This window comes from Roseivivax lentus (assembly GCF_900156805.1).
Classification (GTDB): domain Bacteria; phylum Pseudomonadota; class Alphaproteobacteria; order Rhodobacterales; family Rhodobacteraceae; genus Roseivivax; species Roseivivax lentus.
The window spans coordinates 230,761-247,561 of record NZ_FTOQ01000004.1 but is presented as its reverse complement, the minus strand read 5'-3'; the positions used below and the strand labels follow the sequence as shown (position 1 = coordinate 247,561).

Here is a 16,801-nt window from a genome sequence, read left to right as displayed (position 1 = left end):
CCAAAAGGAAAAGCGCGCGCGGGCAGCGGCCTGCCGCCCGGGCGCGCCGTAAGGCTTAGTTGTCATGCCAGCGAGACCGGCCCGGCGTCAGCTCGTGCAGCGCCGCTCCGCATCCTCGACCGCGGCGGTGAAGCCCAGCAGCGAGAAGGTGTCCTTGGTCTGCGTCCCGCGCGAGGACCGCGCGGTCACGACCGCATCCGCGCCGCGCTTCATCGCGGTCACGAGGCGGGCATCGTCCTGCGGCGTCGCGGGCCAGGCCCATTCGCCCTCGGTGAACAGCTCGAACTCGGTGCCGCTGATATTCACGTTGACCGTCGAGCCGTCCGCGAAGGGATACCCGCCGGTAAAGGCGACCTGGCCCGAAACGCTGGCTTCGGGGCGGAAGAACACCATCAGAAGGATCTCGCCGCGGGTCACGGCGACGACACGGCCGTCGCGGGTGTTCACGCTTTCCTTGTAGGTGGTGACGGCCCAGCATTCGCGCGGATCGGTGCCTTCGAAGACCGACCAGTCGGTCATCGCGTCGACACGGTTCGTGCTTTCCTCCTGCGCTTGGGCGGGCGCGCCGAAAGCGAGACATGCCGCCAAGAGGCTGCTTGCAACTACAGATTTCATCGCCTGAAACTCCACGAGACCTGACTCTCAATATCACGGGTTGTGCCAAGGCGGCTCCGGTTTATCTACCCCGGTTGACCCCCGTCATCGGACGGGACACTAGCCCGATTTTGCCGAGCGCGAAAAGCCCCGTCGGCAGATTATCGCCAAGTCGTGAGGAACGCCCCGCATGAGTCTCCAAGCTGCCCGTCTGTGTGAAATCTGGCGTGGACCGATGGCCGAGTCGGTGCATTACGGCCATGCGGTGGTTGCGGGTCCGGATGGGGTGCCCGTGGAGGTGTTCGGGGATGCAGAGGCGCTAATCCTGCCGCGCTCCTCGGCCAAGATGATCCAGGGTCTGCCGCTGCTGACCTCGGGTGCGGCGGATGCCCGCAGCCTGATCCCGGAGCACCTCGCGCTGGCCTGTGCCAGCCACAGCGGCGCGCCGGTTCACGTGGCGGCGGTGCGCGCCTGGCTTTCGACGCTGGAGCTTGACGACGACGCGCTGCGCTGCGGCCCCCAGCCGAGCCGGGATCGGGACGAGCGGCACCGCATGCTCAAGGCCGACGAGGCGCCTTGCCAGGTGCACAACAATTGCTCCGGCAAGCATGCGGGTTTCCTGACGCTGAACGCGCATCTCGGCAGCGGGCCGGAATACCATGCGCCCGACCACCCGGTGCAGATGGCCTGCCGCGAAGCCTTCGAGACGGTGACCGGTCAGCCGAGCCCCGGATACGGCATCGACGGCTGCTCCGCCCCGAACTTCGCCACGACCATGGCCGCCATGGCCCGGGCCATGTCCTGGTTCGCCACGGCCCATCACCGGAACGACACGCTGTCCCGCGCGGCTGTCCGGCTCCGTGATGCGATGATCGCGCATCCGGGGCTCGTGGCGGGCGAGGGCCGCGCCTGCACGCTCCTGATGCGCGCGGCGTCCGAGCCGGTGGCGCTGAAGACCGGGGCGGAGGGCTTTTTCGTGGCGATCCTGCCAGACCGGGGCGTCGGCCTGGCGGTGAAGATCGCCGACGGCGCGACCCGCGCGTCGGAATGCGCGATCACGGCGATCCTCGTTCGGATGGGCGTGCTCGACCCCGCGCACCCGGATGTGAAGCGGTTTCTGAGCCCTGAGATCCGCAATCGGCGCGGGACCGTGACCGGCGGCATCCGGCCCGCGCCGCTCTTGGGCGCGTAAGACCCTCCCGCCTCCGGTTCAGGGCGTCAGCCGGTCACGAAATCCGTCTTGGCGTAGCCCTGGATGTAAAGCAGCGCGGTCAGGTCGCCGTGATTGACGCAATGCTGCGCCTCTTTCTGCACCGACGGCTTGGCATGGAGCGCGACGCCGGTGCCGGCGCGGCCGAGCATGCCGAGGTCGTTCGCGCCGTCTCCCACCGCGATCACGTCGCCGGCCCCGATCCCGAGCCGGGCGGTGATCTCCTCCAGCGCCTCGACCTTGGCCTGTCGTCCGAGGATCGGGCGCGCGACCTCGCCGGTCAGGACGCCGTCCGCGGTCAGAAGCGTGTTGGCGCGATGCTCATCGAAGCCGAGCGCGCCCGCCACCGATTGCGTGAAGGCGGTGAACCCGCCCGAGACCAGCACCGCATGCCCGCCATGGGCCTTCATCGTGGCAATCAGAGTGCGCCCACCCGGCATGTAGGTGATTCGGGTGCGCAGCACCGTGTCGATCACACCCGCATCGAGGCCTTTCAGAAGGGCCACGCGTTCCGTCAGCGCGCCCTCGAAATCCAGCTCGCCGTTCATGGCGCGCGCGGTGATGTCCTTCACATGCGCGCCGACGCCCGCGACCTCGGCCAGCTCGTCGATGCATTCCTGTTCGATCATCGTCGAATCCATATCCGCCAGCAGCATCCGCTTGCGGCGACCTGCGGCGGGCTGGATCACCATGTCGATGCCGAGCGCGGCCATGTCGATGCGCACCATGGAGGCATTGCCGGGCACCGACTCGACGGCGAACTCGCAGGCCTCGTCGGGCGCCAGCCATTGCAGATCGCCGCCGCCCCAGGCATTGCGCAGCGCCTCCGCCGCGGCGGGGTCGAGGGCGGGATCGGCGGGGTTGCTCAGGAGCGTGACGATCTGGGTCATGAAGGGGCCTCTTGTCGGATGCGGGGCATATAGATTGGCGGGCGTCCGAGGGGAAGGGCGCAGCGAATCCCCGCCCTGCCGCGCATCGCGAGGCCGCATCCGGGGCTTCGTTCCGGTGCGCGTCCACCCATGCGGGACGGCCCGCGGGCTCCACGCGACCGGACCGCCAGACCGCAACCCGGCGATGCGGCGCTCTGTCGCCGTGGCCGCTGTGGCGCCGGAAATCGACCCTAGGACCATTTCCCCACTTGCCGGAGCATCGGCAGAGCAGTACATGCCGCGGTGGGACACCCTTCCCCAACGAAGGGCGACTATCTGGAAGGTTAGCCATCATGAGCACCACGAAACCGGCAACGCGGCCGGAAAACCCGCGTTTTTCCTCCGGCCCTTGCGCCAAGATCCCCGGATTCTCCCTCGACAAGCTGTCCGATGCGGCCCTCGGCCGGTCCCACCGCGCCAAGGTCGGCAAGGACAAGCTGAAAGCGGCCATCGACGGCACGCGCGAGCTTCTGGGCATTCCCGACGATTACAGGATCGGCATCGTGCCCGCCTCGGATACCGGGGCCTACGAGATGGCGATGTGGACCATGCTGGGCGAACGTCCGGCAGAAATGGTCGCCTGGGAAAGCTTCGGCGCGGGCTGGGTCACCGACGCGGTCAAGCAGCTGAAGATCGAACACCAGGTCCACACCGCCGAATACGGCGAGATCGTCGACATGGCGGCGCTCGATTACGACCACGACGTCTGCTTTACGTGGAACGGCACCACCTCCGGCGTGCGCATGCCCTCGGGCGACGCGATCCCGGCGGATCGCAAGGGCCTGACGCTGTGCGATGCGACCTCGGCGGCCTTCGCGCAGGACCTGCCCTGGGACAAGCTCGACGTGACCACCTTCTCTTGGCAGAAGGTGCTGGGCGGGGAGGCCGCGCATGGCATCCTGATCCTCAGCCCGCGCGCCGTCGCGCGGCTCGAAAGCTACACGCCCGCCTGGCCGCTGCCGAAGATCTTCCGCCTGACCAAGGGCGGCGAGCTGATCGAGGGCATCTTCGTGGGCGAGACGATCAACACGCCGTCGATGCTCGCGGTCGAGGATTACCTCGTGGCGCTCGACTGGGCGCGCTCCGTGGGCGGGCTCATGGGCATGATGGCTCGGGCGGATGCCAACGCCAAGGCGGTCTGGGATTTCTGCGACGCCCATGACTGGATCGACAACCTCGCCACCGATCCCGCGACGCGCTCGAACACCTCCGTGTGCCTGAAGTTCACCGACCCGGCCATCGCCGACCCGGCGGCCTTCGCCAAGGCCGTGCAGAAGCGGCTCGAGGCCGAGGGCGTGGCGCTCGACGTGGGCTCCTACCGCGATGCCCCGGCAGGGCTGCGCATCTGGTGCGGCGGCACGGTCGAGACGGCGGATATCGAGGCGATGCTGCCGTGGCTCGACTGGGCCTATCATGCCGAGATGGCTGCGCAGGCCGAAGCCGCCTGAGCGACACCCCCGCCGGGCCCGAAATCTTCGTGAAGATTTCGCCCGAGAATTATTCGAAAATTCTCGGGCGTCGGGCGCGGCCGATCCCATTTCCTTCCATTCAAAGGACCAGACACATGGCTCCCAAGGTACTCATTTCCGACAAGCTGTCGGACGCCGCCGTCCAGATCTTCCGCGACCGCGGCATCGAGGTCGACTTCCAGCCCGATCTCGGCAAGGACAAGGACAAGCTCGCCGAGGTGATCGGCAAGTATGACGGCCTCGCGATCCGCTCGGCCACCAAGGTCACGCCGAAAATCCTCGAGAACGCGCCGAACCTGAAGGTCATCGGCCGGGCCGGGATCGGCACCGACAATATCGACAAGGACGCCGCCTCGAAGAAGGGCGTCATCGTCATGAACACGCCCTTCGGCAACATGATCACCACCGCCGAGCACGCCATCGCGATGATGTTCGCCGTGGCGCGCCAGATTCCCGAAGCTTCGGCCTCGACCCATGCGGGCAAGTGGGAAAAGTCCAAGTTCATGGGCGTCGAGCTGACCGGCAAGACGCTGGGCGTGATCGGCGCGGGCAATATCGGCGGCATCGTCTGCGACCGGGCGCGCGGCCTCAAGATGAAGGTCGTGGCCTATGACCCGTTCCTGAGCGAGGAGAAAGCCGCCAAGATGGGCGTTGAGAAGGTCGAACTGGCTGACCTTCTGGCGCGCGCGGACTTCATCACCCTGCACGTGCCGCTGACCGACCAGACCCGCAACATCCTGTCGCGCGAGAACCTCGAAAAGACCAAGAAGGGCGTGCGGATCATCAACTGCGCCCGCGGTGGACTGGTTGACGAGGCCGCGCTGGCGGACCTTCTGAAGTCGGGTCACGTGGCCGGCGCGGCCTTCGACGTCTTCGCCGAGGAGCCCGCCACCGAGAACCCGCTCTTCGGTCTGCCGAACGTGGTCTGCACGCCGCATCTGGGGGCCGCCACCACCGAAGCGCAGGAAAACGTGGCGCTGCAGGTGGCCGAGCAGATGGCCGATTACCTGCTGACCGGCGCGGTGAGCAACGCGCTTAACATGCCTTCCGTGACCGCCGAGGAAGCCCGCGTCATGGGTCCCTGGATCAAGTTGGCCGATCACCTCGGTGCCTTCATCGGGCAGATGACCGACGAGCCGATCAAGGCGATCAACATCCTCTATGACGGCTCGGTCGCCGAGATGAACCTCGAGGCGCTGAATTGCAGCCTGATCGCGGGCATCATGAAGCGCGTGAATCCCGAGGTGAACATGGTCTCCGCGCCGCTCATCGCCAAGGAGCGCGGCATCAAGCTGTCGACCACGAACCAGGGCAAGTCCGGCGCTTTCGAGGGCTACATCAAGGTGACTGTGAAGACCGAGAAGCGCGAGCGCTCCATCGCGGGCACCGTCTTCTCGGACGGCAAGCCGCGCTTCATCCAGATCAAGGGCATCAATATCGACGCCGAGATCGGCCGCCACATGGTCTACACCACCAACGAGGACGTGCCGGGCATCATCGGCACGCTCGGCATGACCATGGGCCGGAACGGCGTCAACATCGCGAACTTCACGCTGGGCAGGGCCGCTGCGCATGGCGAGGCGATCGCGCTGCTGTATGTCGATGACCGGATCGACGACAAGGTCGTGAAGGAACTGCACGAGACGGGCATGTTCCAGCAGGTGAAGCCGCTGGAATTCGACGTAGCGTGACGCCCGCGCACTGACTTTCCGCAAAGACATCGAGGCCGCGGGTCGCCCCCGCGGCCTTTTCTTTTCCGCCGGGGCGTGCAGGCTCGGAACAAGGGGAGAGCCGAATGATCTACGCGATCGGGGATATTCACGGACAGGCGGACCAGCTCGATCGTGCGCTTGAGGCGATTGCCGCGGCGGATCCGGGCGCGCCGGTGGTCTTTCTCGGCGATTACACCGACCGGGGCCCGGACAGCCGCGGCGTGCTCGACCGGCTCGCCGCTGGCCGCGCGGCGGGCGAGAACTGGACCTTCCTGTTGGGCAATCACGACGACCTTCTGCATGATTTCGTGACGGGCCCGCCGCCCACCCTCCGGGATCCGGCCTTCTGGCTCTCGCCCAATGTGGGCGGGCGGGAGACGGCGGCCTCCTACGGGATCGATCCTGATCCTCGCCGCCCGGATGCCGACATCCATGCGGAGCTGCGCGCTGCGATGCCGGACACCCATCTTGATTTTCTGCGCGACCTCCGGCTCAGTCATGAAACCGACGCGCAGTTCTTCTGCCATGCGGGAATCCGGCCCGGGGTTCCCTTGCGCGATCAGGTCAAGCGCGACCTGATCTGGATCCGCGACCCGTTCCTGTCGGACGCGCGCGATCACGGCAAGCTCATCGTGCATGGACATACCGCGCTCGAGACACCCCGCCATTACGGCAACCGGCTTAATCTCGATGGCGGCGCGGGCTATGGCCGCCCGCTTGTGCCCGTGCGCCTGTCCGGGCGGCGGGCTTTTGCCCTCGAGGACGGGACCGCCCGGGAAATAGTGTCGATTTGAAACAATTCGTTTTGGAGCGGCCGACGATGCGCCTACGCTCGCGGGTCTCAGGCATCCAACAGGGAGTTCACACATGCCCGGACCCGTCCTTGTCGGTTATGATGGCTCTGAGCCGTCCGACCGCGCGCTTGACCACGCGGTGGCGTTGGCCAAGTCGCATGACACCTCGATCATTCTGGTCCACGTGCTCGAATGGTCGCCCTATTCCTTCCTGACGCAGGAAGAGCTGGCCGAGCGGCATGCGCGCCGCAAGGACGAGATGGCCCGCGCCGAAAGCGCCGTCCTCAAACCCGCGCTCGAGCGCGTCTCGGCCAGCGGTCTCAAGATCGAGCCGGTCATCCAGTACGGCCATTCCGCCGAGATCCTGGCCCGCGTCGCCAAGGAGAAGGGCGCCGATCAGATCATCGTCGGGCGCGACGGCAGCGGCGGCCTCGCGGCGCGGCTGTTCGGTTCAACGGCGGCGACCCTCATCCAGATCGCCACCATTCCCTGCACCATCGTCCCGTGAGGATTTCGCACATGACACATTCCCGCTTTCTTCTCGCGGTCATGGCCCTGCTGGCCCTTGCGGTGCCCGCACAGGCCCAGGGCATCGACGAGACCGTGAACGCGATTTTCGCAAATTCCACCGGCTGGTTCGTCAGCCTGATCTTCTCCAATTTCCCCGGCACGAGTTTTCCCTGGATCGTAGGCTGGCTGGTCATCGCGGCGACCGTCTTCACCTTCTATTTCGGCTTCGTGCAGCTGCGCTGGTCGGGCCATGCCATCGCGCTGGTGAAGGGCGATTATTCCGACCCGAACGATGCCGGTGAGGTCAGCCATTTCCAGGCGCTGGCCACGGCGCTGTCGGGCACGGTGGGCCTTGGCAACATCGCGGGCGTGGCGGTCGCCATCGGTATCGGCGGCCCCGGCGCCACCTTCTGGATGATCCTCGCGGGCCTCATGGGCATGGCGTCGAAGTTCACCGAATGTACGCTCGGGGTGAAGTACCGCAACGAATATCCCGACGGCACCGTCTCGGGCGGTCCGATGTACTACCTCACACGCGGCTTCGCCGAACGCGGACTGCCCGGCGGCGGCATCCTCGCGGTACTCTTCTCGGTCTTCTGCATCTTCGGCGCGCTGGGCGGCGGCAACATGTTCCAGGCCAACCAAGCGCATCAGCAGCTGGCGGGGGTGTTTGGGGATTATCCGGGCTGGATCACCGGCGTTATCTTCGCCGCCATCGTCTTCGCGGTGATCGTGGGCGGTCTGAAATCCATCGCCCGGGTGACCGAGAAGGTCGTGCCCTTCATGGGCGTCCTCTACGTGGGCACGGCGATCATTATCATCCTGATGAACGCCGACCAGATCGGCTGGGCCTTCGGCCAGATCTTCGAAGGCGCCTTCACCGGGCTCGGCGTGGCGGGCGGCTTCGTCGGCGCCCTGATCCAGGGCTTCCGGCGCGCGGCCTTCTCGAACGAGGCGGGCGTCGGCTCGGCGGCCATCGCCCACTCGGCGGTGCGCACCAAGGAGCCGATCACCGAGGGCTTCGTGTCGCTTCTGGAGCCCTTCATCGACACGGTCGTCGTCTGCACCATGACGGCGCTGGTGATCATCATCACCGGGCAACTGATCTCCGATCCGGAAACCGGGCTCTACGTGCTGACCGAAGCCGGCAACGCGGTGCAGACCATAGACGGCAATACCGGCGTGTCGCTGACCTCCGCGGCCTTCTCGTCCGAGATCGACGGCTTCAAGTACATCCTCGCGCTGGCGGTGATCCTCTTTGCCTTCTCGACGATGCTGAGCTGGTCCTATTACGGGCTGAAGGCCTGGACCTTCCTCTTCGGCGAGGGGAAGTCCAAGGAGGTCGTCTTCAAGGTGATCTTCTGTCTGTTCGTGATCATCGGCGCCTCGGCCAATCTCGGCCCGGTCATCGACTTCTCGGACGCGGCGATCTTCGCCATGGCGGTGGTCAACGTGCTGGGGCTCTATTTCCTGATGCCGATCGTGAAGCGGGAGCTGGCCAATTACAGCGCCAAGCTCAAGTCCGGCCAGATCAAGAAGTACAAGACCTAGGCGCAAGCGGACGCGCGGCCCTTCCCAGCAGGGGCCGCGCGGGCTAGGACCATGGCGCAAGGATCAATCGGAGGTTCCATGCGCCTGATCTTCATGGGCACGCCCGCCTTCTCGGTGCCGGTTCTGGATGCGCTGGTCGCGGCCGGCCACGACATCGCGGCGGTCTATTGCCAGCCGCCCCGTCCCGCGGGCCGGGGCAAGAAGGATCGCCCGACGCCCGTCCATGCCCGCGCCGAGGCGCTGGGCCTGGCCGTCCGGCATCCCACCTCGCTGCGCACGCCCGAGGCGCAGGCGGAGTTTGCGGCGCTTCAAGCGGATGCGGCGGTGGTCGTGGCCTACGGGCTGATCCTGCCGCAGCCCGTCCTCGACGCGCCGCGCTTCGGCTGCATCAACATCCATGCCTCGCTCCTGCCGCGCTGGCGCGGTGCGGCGCCCATTCATCGCGCCATCATGGCCGGGGACCCGCAGACCGGGATCGCCATCATGCAGATGGAGGCCGGGCTCGATACCGGGCCGGTGCTGATGGCCGAGGCCACCGATATCGAACCCGAGGAGACCGTGGGCAGCCTCGAGACACGGCTGTCGGAGATGGGCGCGCGGATGATCACCGAGGCGCTGATGAAGCTGCCGAGCCTGACGCCCGAGCCGCAATCGGCGGAGGGCGTGACCTATGCCGAGAAGATCGACAAGGCCGAGGCGCGCATCCACTGGTCCCGCCCGGCCCGCATCGTGGACCGGCACATCCGGGGACTGTCGCCCTGGCCCGGCGCCTGGACCGAGGTGGGCGATGTCCGCCTGAAGCTTCTGGGATCGCGCCTCGCCGAGGGCGCCGGTTCGCCCGGCGAGGTTCTGGCGGATGGCTTCCGCGTCGCCTGCGGCGAGGGCGCGGTCGAGATCACCCGGGCGCAGAAGCCCGGCCGCTCGGCGCAGGATGCGGAGGCCTTCCTGAGGGGCTTCGACCTGCCGCCCGGCACCCGCCTTGGAAAGGGATCGTAATGCTGCCCACACTCATCGGCACGGTCATCATCGCGGCGCTGGTCGGCGTCGCCTCGGAAAAGACCGGCTTCACCCATAACGGCATCCTGCAAAGCGTGATCATCTGCATCGGTGGCGCGTTCCTGTTCTATTTCGTCTCGATCATGTTCGGCGTGGGCTTCGGACGGCAGGGCTGGAACGCCATCGCCGCCTCCATCGGGGCGTTGATCATCGTGCCGTTCCATTGGCGCAAGTGACGCCGCGGCCCGGCATCGAGCCGGGCCGCGGCGTGCGAGAGGCCAGCCTCTCGCGCTCTCCGGAGGTATTTCCGGTCCGATCGTGAGGGCGGGCGCCTTGTTGCGGGCCTCTGTGCAGGGGCGCAGGGCGGACGCGCGGTGAGCCGGGATGGACCCGCGACCGGATGCGCTTAGGTATCAGGGCAAGCAACCAAGGAGGATCCGATGGGTCAGCTTGTTGACGGCGTCTGGCACGACACCTGGTACGACACTTCGAAGACCGGCGGAAAATTCGTCCGCTCCGAGACCGCATTCCGCAACTGGATCACCGCCGATGGCGCGGCGGGGCCCTCGGGCGAGGGCGGGTTTCCCGCGGAAAGCGGGCGCTACCACCTCTATGTCAGCCTGGCCTGCCCCTGGGCGCATCGTGCGCTCATCTTCCTCAAGCTCAAGGATCTCGAGGCGCATATCGGCGTGTCGGTGGTGCATCCCGACATGATGTCCGACGGCTGGAGCTTCGATGCGGATTTCCCCGGCGCCACCGGCGACCAACTCTACGGGCTGCCATTCGCGCGCGACATCTACCTCAAGGCCGACCCCGGCATTTCCGGCCGGGTGACCGTACCGATCCTGTGGGACAAGCAGCGCGAGACCATCGTGTCGAACGAATCGGCCGAGATCATCCGCATGCTCAATTCCGCCTTCGACGGGCTGACCGGCAACCGCGCGGATTACTGGCCCGAGGGCCTGCGCAGGGCGATCGAGCCGGTCAATGCGCGGATCTACGACACGGTGAACAACGGCGTCTACAAGGCGGGTTTCGCCACCACGCAGGAGGCTTACGAGGACGCGGTCAAGCCGCTCTTCGCCTCGCTCGACTGGCTGGAGGAACGGCTGGGCTCGCATCGCTACCTGATGGGCGACCGCATCACCGAGGCGGATTGGCGGCTCTTCACCACGCTCATCCGCTTCGACCTCGTCTATCACGGCCACTTCAAGTGCAACCGCAGCCGGATCGTCGATTTCCCGAACCTCTGGGGCTATCTGCGTGAGCTGTACCAATGGCCGGGCGTCGCCGACACGGTCGATTTCGGGCATATCTCGCGGCATTACCATTACAGCCACGAATCCATCAATCCGCATCGGATCGTGCCCGTCGGGCCGGTTCTCGACCTTGAAGCGCCGCATGGCCGGGAGCGCCTGCGCGCCGCCTGAGCGACCGGCTCAGCGCGTGCCGCCGGGCTCCGACGCGTAATGCTCGGCCATCGCCGCGAGGTCTTCGGGCGCCGTGCCCGCGGGCAGGAACGCGCAGGCATTGGCGCACAGGTTGAAGATCGACCCGTCCGAGAAGAAGCTCGACCGGCTGACGAAGATGACCTTGCACTGGGGCTGGCGGTAGCTGGCGAAATCGGCGACGGCGAAGGCGCTGCCATCCTCCAGAAGCAGGTTCAGCACGATCAGATCGAAATGCTCGGTCTGGATGGCCTGCGCCGCCCCCGACTGGCTTTCGGTACGGGTGACCGACATGCCGAGACGCTCCACATGGCTTTGCCAGAGGAGACCGAGGTCTGGATTGCTTTCGACGATCAGGATGTTCATGCGAGCTCGACCCTGCAGCGGGTTGCGACAATATCGGGGAAAACCGGCCGGCAACCTAGGGTTAATTTCGTTTTGGCGTTTTCTGCTCGGATTATCGCCTACTTTTCTCTCCGCTTAGGCGCTGTTAGCGTCCCGCGACCCAAATAGAACAGGAGCCAGACATGCTGCGCGCCCTTGCCGTCGCCCTTGCCCTCACCGCGTCCTGCGCCCATGCCGAGACGCCCTGCGGCGGGTCGTTTTCCGACTTCCTTGCCGGATTGAAGGCCGAGGCTCTGGACCGCGGCATCGCGCCCGCCACGGCGGACCGGTTCCTCGCATCCGTGCAGCAAAGCCGGGCCGTGCTGAACCGCGACCGTCAGCAGGGTTTCTTCCAGGCACCGTTTCTGGAGTTTTCGCGTAAGCTCATCAGCCAGAACCGGCTGGAGCGCGGGCTTGACCTCGCCCGTCAATACGACGCGATCTTCGACCGGATCGAGGCCGAATACGGCATTTCCCGCGGGGTGCTTCTGGCGTTCTGGGCGTTCGAGACCGATTACGGCGCGTTCCAGGGCGATTTCAACACCGCCGATGCGCTGGTCACGCTGGCGCATGATTGCCGCCGGCCCGAGATCTTCCGCCCGCAGGTCTTCGCCGCGATGGAGCTGTTCGCGCAAGGCGCGTTCGATCCGGCGCGCACCACCGGCGCCTGGGCCGGAGAGATCGGGATGGTGCAGATGCTGCCCGAGGATATCCTCGAGAATGGCCGCGACGGCGATGGTGACGGGCGAGTCGATCTGAAGACCTCCGCGCAAGATGCGCTGATGTCGGGCGCGGCGATGCTGGCCGATTTGGGCTGGCGGCCCGGCGAAGCGTGGATCGAGGAAGTGCGCCTGCCCGAAGATTTCGACTGGTACGAGGCCGGGCTCGAGACCGAGAAAAGCGTGGCGGACTGGGCGGCGATGGGCGTCGAGCCGCGCGATGGCGGCTTTGATGGGTCGGGGCCGGGCGCCTCGATCGTCATCCCGCAGGGCCGGAACGGGCCCGCCTTCATCGCCTACCCGAATTTCCGCGTCTATTTCGAGTGGAACCAGAGTTTCACCTACGTGATGACCGCGGCCTATTTCGCGACCCGTCTCGAAGGCGCGCCGATCTACGAGGCCGGCAGCCCGTCGCCGGGCCTGTCGGGCGACGAGATGGTCGCGCTGCAGGAGAGGCTGCAGGCGCGCGGCTACGACGTGGGCGGGGCGGACGGCATATTGGGCGCGGGCACCCGCGCGGCGGTGCGGGACGTGCAGCGCGAGCTGGGCTTGCCGGCGGATGCCTGGCCGACGCGGGCGCTGTTGAACCGCTTATAGGGCCAGCGTTCCGGGTGTTTTGCCGGACCGTAAGACTCCAGGTATCGTTTGAGGTCTCGATAGTCCTTCGTTCGCATGATCATCTCATGAAAGACCCGGCAGAGTTGCAGCTCTGCCGGGTCATTGTTTCTCAGCATATTGGCCGCGCCAGAGCCGGATAATCGTCACGCATAGTGCTGCCATGGCGAGGACGAACATCCACTTTCGATAGTCTTTCTCGTTCCCATGCCATCACCTGCTTACGCCGGGATGTGTCGCGACGGCGCCACAGAGGCACAACTTGGTCAATGACGCGTGGAGCGGTGCCGATGATCGCCTCAGGCGACCATCTTCTCGGCCTTCTTGAGATCGACGGACACGAGCTGGCTCACGCCCTGCTCCTGCATCGTCACACCGAAGAGCCGGTCCATCCGCGCCATCGTCACCGCGTGGTGGGTGATGATCAGGAACCGGGTGTTCGTGCGGCGGCACATCTCGTCGAGCATGTCGCAGAAGCGGGTCACGTTGGCATCGTCGAGCGGTGCGTCAACCTCATCGAGCACGCAGATCGGTGCGGGGTTGGCGAGGAAGACCGCGAAGATCAGCGCCAGCGCGGTCAGGGTCTGCTCTCCGCCCGACAGCAGCGACAGGGTCGAGAGCTTCTTGCCCGGGGGCTGGCACATGATCTCGAGCCCCGCTTCCAGCGGATCGTCGCTTTCGACCATGACGAGGTTCGCCTCGCCGCCGTTGAAGAGATGTGTGAAGAGCAGCGAGAAATTGGCGTTCACCTGCTCGAAGGCAGTCAGCAGCCGTTCGCGCCCTTCGCGGTTGAGCGAGGCGATGCCGGATCGCAGCGTCTTCACCGCCTCCTCCAGATCGGTCTTTTCCGAGACGAGGAGGTCGTGTTCCTCCTGCACCTCGCGGGCATCCTCTTCGGCGCGCAGGTTCACCGCACCAAGCGCGTCGCGCTGACGCTTGAGCGCGTTGACCTTGGCCTCGACCTCGTCGGCGCGCGGCATCGCCTCGGGGTCGACCTCCAGCCGCTCGAGCAGCTTGGCGGGGGTCGTTTCCTGCTCCTCGGAGATGCGCTCGGCGGCTGCGGTGACGGCGTCGCGGGCGGCCTCTGCCCGGGCTTCGGCGGCGGCGCGGGCTTCGCGCGCCTCCGAGGCCGTGCGCTCGGCGTCGCGCTCGGCGGCGACGGCTTCCCGCAGGGCGGTCTCGGCGCTGGCGCGGGCGTCGCTTGCGGCCTTGCCACGGGTCTCTGCCGTGGCGATCGACGCGTCCAGCCGGGCGGCATCGGCATCGAGGGCGGCGGGCAGGTCCTGCGCCTCGGCAAGCTCGGCCTCGGCGGTCTCCTTCCGGGCCACCAGTTCGCTGTTGCGGCCCTTTGCGGTCTCGAGCCGGTGACGCCAGCCGGAAAGCTCCTTCGTCACCTGCTGCGCCCGGGCGCGTCGTGCGTCGCCCTCGCGGCGGATCTCGTCGTGGTTGGAGCGCTTGGCCATCATCGTCATGCGCGCGGCCTCGACGGTCAGCTTGATGTCCTCGACCTCGGCGCGAGCGGTGCCGAGATCGCCCAGCTGGGCTACGGCACGTTCGGCTTCGGCCACCTGGGCCCGGGCGGCTTGCGCCTCGTCCTCGTGGCGCGCCACCGCAAGACGCGCGCTTTCGAGCTTGCCTTCAGCCATGTCGCGTTCCGCCTCGGCGCGGCTGAGTGCGCGGGAGGCCTCCGTCACCGCCTGGTCGGCGCTGCGGCGGGCTTCGCGGGCTTCCTTGTCGGCGCGCGTCAGTTCCACGAGCCGCGCCTTCAGCGTCTCATGCGCCTGTGCTGCGCCATCGAGGCGCGAGCCCGCCCGCGCGCTTTCCTGCTTCAGCGTTTCCAGACGGTTCAACTGCTCGAGCCGCAGGGCGGCGGCGGACGGCATGTCCTCGGCCCAGGCGCGGTAGCCGTCCCAGCGCCACAGATCGCCATCGAGGCTGACCAGCCGCTGGCCGGGCTTCAGTGCCGCTTGCAGCGCTGTGCCCTCATCGGCATCGACAAGGCCGATCTGGCTCATCCGCCGCTCCAGCACCTCAGGCACCGAGACGTGCTGGGTCAGCGCGGTCACGCCCGCGGGCAGGGGTTGCGCGCTGTCATAGGCGGGCAGAACGGCCCAGCCCGACGGGCCGTCGGCCTCCACCTCGGGTGCGCGCAGATCGTCGGCGAGCGCCGCGCCAAGGGCCTTCTCGAAGCCTTGCTCCACCTGCAGCCGGTCGAGGATCTGGCCGCCCTCGGCGGTGTCGCGGTCGAGAAGCCGGGCCAGCGCCGTGACCTCGGCGCTGAGCGCGTTCATCTCGCCCTCGGCCTCTGAGCGCTCCGCGCGGGCATCGGCCTCACGGCTCTGGGTTTCCGCGCGGGCGGCTTCGGCATCGGTCAGCACCGCTTCGGCGCGCTGCGCCATGGCCTGCGCCGCCTCGAGCTTCGTCTCGGCCCGTCCCCGCGCCTCGGCGGCCCCGGCGAGCGTCGTCTCGGCCTCGGTCACGAGCGCGCTGGCCTTGCGGGCCTCGCCCACGTTCCGATCGAGCGTCTTCTGGGTGTCGGACAGGTAGCGATGGGCCGATTGGTGCCGCGCGGCGAGGCGCGCCACGTCCTCGGTCTTTTCGGACAGCAGGCTTTCGCGCTCCTGCAGGATGGTCGCGGCCTCCTGGGCCTCTTCCGCGGCGCGGGCGAGCCGGTCGTCATAGCCGTCGCCCGCCTTGGCGAGCTCACGGGCCTCCCATTCCAGCCGCTCGATGGTTTCGCCCGCATCGCGGTTGAGCCCGGCTTCACGGTCGAGGTCGTGCACCAGTTGTTCGATACGGCGTGACAGGGTCTGGATGGTCTCTTCGGCGCGGGCCTTGCGATCCTTGAGCGCATCGCGTTCGACGGTGAGCCGCTGCAGGATCGCGGCGGCGACGGTTTCCTCCTCGCGCAGGGGCGGCAGCGCCTCCTCCGCGCTTTCGCGCGTCTTCGCCGCGTTGCGGGCGGCGCGTTCGGCCTGGGCCGCGGCGGCAAGCTTGCCGCGCAGCGCCTCTTCGGCGGTGGCGCGCCCCAGATCGGCATCCTTCCAGCGGCGATAGAGCAGCAGCCCTTCGGCCTGCCGCAGATCGGTGCCGATGGCACGGTATCGCGCCGCCTGCTTGGCCTGCCGCGCGAGGCTGGCAAGCTGGCTCGCGAGGCTTTCGATCACGTCGTCGACGCGGGCGAGGTTCGCCTCCGTGTTCTTCAGCTTCAGCTCGGCCTCGTGGCGCCGCTGGTAGAGCCCCGCGATGCCGGCGGCATCCTCGAGGATGCGGCGGCGGGCCTTGGGCTTGGCGTTGATCAGCTCCGAGATCTGGCCCTGCCGCACAAGCGCGGGCGAATGCGACCCGGTGGCGGCATCGGCGAACAGCATCTGCACGTCGCGCGCCCGCGCATCCTTGCCGTTGGTCTTGTAGGCCGAGCCCACGTCGCGGGTGATCCGGCGCACGATCTCGAGCTGGTCGCTGTCATTGAAGCCCGAGGGCGCAAGGCGCTCGGAATTGTCGATCTGCAGGACCACTTCGGCGAAGTTGCGGGCGGGGCGCGAGGCGGCGCCGGCGAAGATCACGTCCTCCATGCCGCCGCCGCGCATGGCGGTCGGGCGGTTTTCGCCCATGACCCAGCGCAGCGCTTCGAGAAGGTTCGACTTGCCGCAGCCATTGGGCCCGACCACGCCGGTCAGCCCGTCCGAGATCACCAGGTCCGTGGGGTCCACGAAGCTTTTGAAGCCGGTCAGTTTCAGTTTCGAAAAGCGCAAGGCTCGGGCTCCCGATTCCGCGTGTCAGGGGCAGAGTGAGGCGTGGCGGGCGGTGGAGTCAAACAAAACTGCCTGTATATCGCTGCTGAGGCAGCCTTATCCACAAGATATCGGT

General features: G+C 67.2%; 14 protein-coding genes. 10 read left to right on the top strand and 4 right to left on the bottom strand.

Annotation, left to right across the window (positions count from 1 at the left end; genetic code table 11):
* Nucleotides 1–87: 87 nt before the first annotated feature.
* A complete protein-coding gene (locus BW990_RS09940) occupies nucleotides 88–615 on the bottom strand; it encodes an invasion associated locus B family protein (RefSeq protein WP_076447736.1) in 528 nt (175 codons plus the stop codon).
* Nucleotides 616–784: 169 nt separating this feature from the next.
* On the opposite strand from BW990_RS09940, the gene BW990_RS09935 reads away from it, so the two are divergent.
* Nucleotides 785–1,786 carry an asparaginase gene (locus tag BW990_RS09935; protein ID WP_076447733.1) on the top strand — a complete coding sequence of 334 codons (1,002 nt, stop codon included), beginning with the start codon at nucleotides 785–787 and terminating at the stop codon, nucleotides 1,784–1,786.
* A 26-nt stretch (nucleotides 1,787–1,812) separates the two neighbouring features.
* On the opposite strand, the gene serB is transcribed toward BW990_RS09935, so the two are convergent.
* A complete protein-coding gene (gene serB / locus BW990_RS09930) occupies nucleotides 1,813–2,694 on the bottom strand; it encodes a phosphoserine phosphatase SerB (RefSeq protein ID WP_076447730.1) in 882 nt (293 codons plus the stop codon).
* A gap of 332 nt (nucleotides 2,695–3,026) precedes the next feature.
* On the opposite strand from serB, the gene BW990_RS09925 reads away from it, so the two are divergent.
* The 8 genes from BW990_RS09925 (at nucleotide 3,027) to BW990_RS09890 (ending at nucleotide 11,195) form a co-directional block, all read left to right on the top strand.
* Nucleotides 3,027–4,181 (top strand): phosphoserine transaminase, encoded by a 1,155-nt coding sequence (locus tag BW990_RS09925; protein WP_076447727.1) that lies wholly within the window; start codon nucleotides 3,027–3,029, stop codon nucleotides 4,179–4,181.
* 116 nt (nucleotides 4,182–4,297) lie between these two features.
* On the top strand, nucleotides 4,298–5,893 hold the full coding sequence (gene serA, locus BW990_RS09920; RefSeq protein ID WP_076447724.1) for a phosphoglycerate dehydrogenase: 1,596 nt from the start codon (nucleotides 4,298–4,300) through the stop codon (nucleotides 5,891–5,893).
* 104 nt (nucleotides 5,894–5,997) lie between these two features.
* Entirely contained in the window at nucleotides 5,998–6,708 is a 711-nt protein-coding gene (locus BW990_RS09915; RefSeq protein ID WP_076447722.1) for a metallophosphoesterase family protein, read from the top strand.
* A 73-nt stretch (nucleotides 6,709–6,781) separates the two neighbouring features.
* Nucleotides 6,782–7,216, top strand: coding sequence for a universal stress protein (locus BW990_RS09910; protein WP_076447719.1), 435 nt, complete (start codon nucleotides 6,782–6,784; stop codon nucleotides 7,214–7,216).
* An 11-nt stretch (nucleotides 7,217–7,227) separates the two neighbouring features.
* Nucleotides 7,228–8,769, top strand: coding sequence for an alanine/glycine:cation symporter family protein (locus BW990_RS09905; protein WP_076447716.1), 1,542 nt, complete (start codon nucleotides 7,228–7,230; stop codon nucleotides 8,767–8,769).
* A gap of 78 nt (nucleotides 8,770–8,847) precedes the next feature.
* A complete protein-coding gene (gene fmt, locus BW990_RS09900; RefSeq protein ID WP_076447713.1) occupies nucleotides 8,848–9,765 on the top strand; it encodes a methionyl-tRNA formyltransferase in 918 nt (305 codons plus the stop codon).
* On the top strand, nucleotides 9,765–10,001 hold the full coding sequence (locus BW990_RS09895) for a hypothetical protein (protein ID WP_076447710.1): 237 nt from the start codon (nucleotides 9,765–9,767) through the stop codon (nucleotides 9,999–10,001). Before fmt ends, BW990_RS09895 begins: the two co-directional genes overlap by 1 nt.
* Before the next feature lie 204 nt (nucleotides 10,002–10,205).
* Nucleotides 10,206–11,195, top strand: coding sequence for a glutathione S-transferase family protein (locus BW990_RS09890; protein WP_076447707.1), 990 nt, complete (start codon nucleotides 10,206–10,208; stop codon nucleotides 11,193–11,195).
* 9 nt (nucleotides 11,196–11,204) lie between these two features.
* Here BW990_RS09890 and BW990_RS09885 read toward each other — a convergent pair whose 3' ends face one another.
* Complete coding sequence (locus BW990_RS09885) at nucleotides 11,205–11,579, bottom strand: response regulator (protein WP_076447706.1); 375 nt, start codon at nucleotides 11,577–11,579, stop codon at nucleotides 11,205–11,207.
* 161 nt (nucleotides 11,580–11,740) lie between these two features.
* Between BW990_RS09885 and BW990_RS09880 the strand changes: the two genes are divergently transcribed.
* On the top strand, nucleotides 11,741–12,913 hold the full coding sequence (locus BW990_RS09880) for a lytic murein transglycosylase (RefSeq protein ID WP_083950540.1): 1,173 nt from the start codon (nucleotides 11,741–11,743) through the stop codon (nucleotides 12,911–12,913).
* Between the two features lie 317 nt (nucleotides 12,914–13,230).
* Here the strand turns inward: BW990_RS09880 and smc are convergent, their stop codons facing one another.
* Complete coding sequence (smc, locus tag BW990_RS09875) at nucleotides 13,231–16,686, bottom strand: chromosome segregation protein SMC (RefSeq protein WP_076447705.1); 3,456 nt, start codon at nucleotides 16,684–16,686, stop codon at nucleotides 13,231–13,233.
* Between the last annotated feature and the right edge of the window lie 115 nt (nucleotides 16,687–16,801).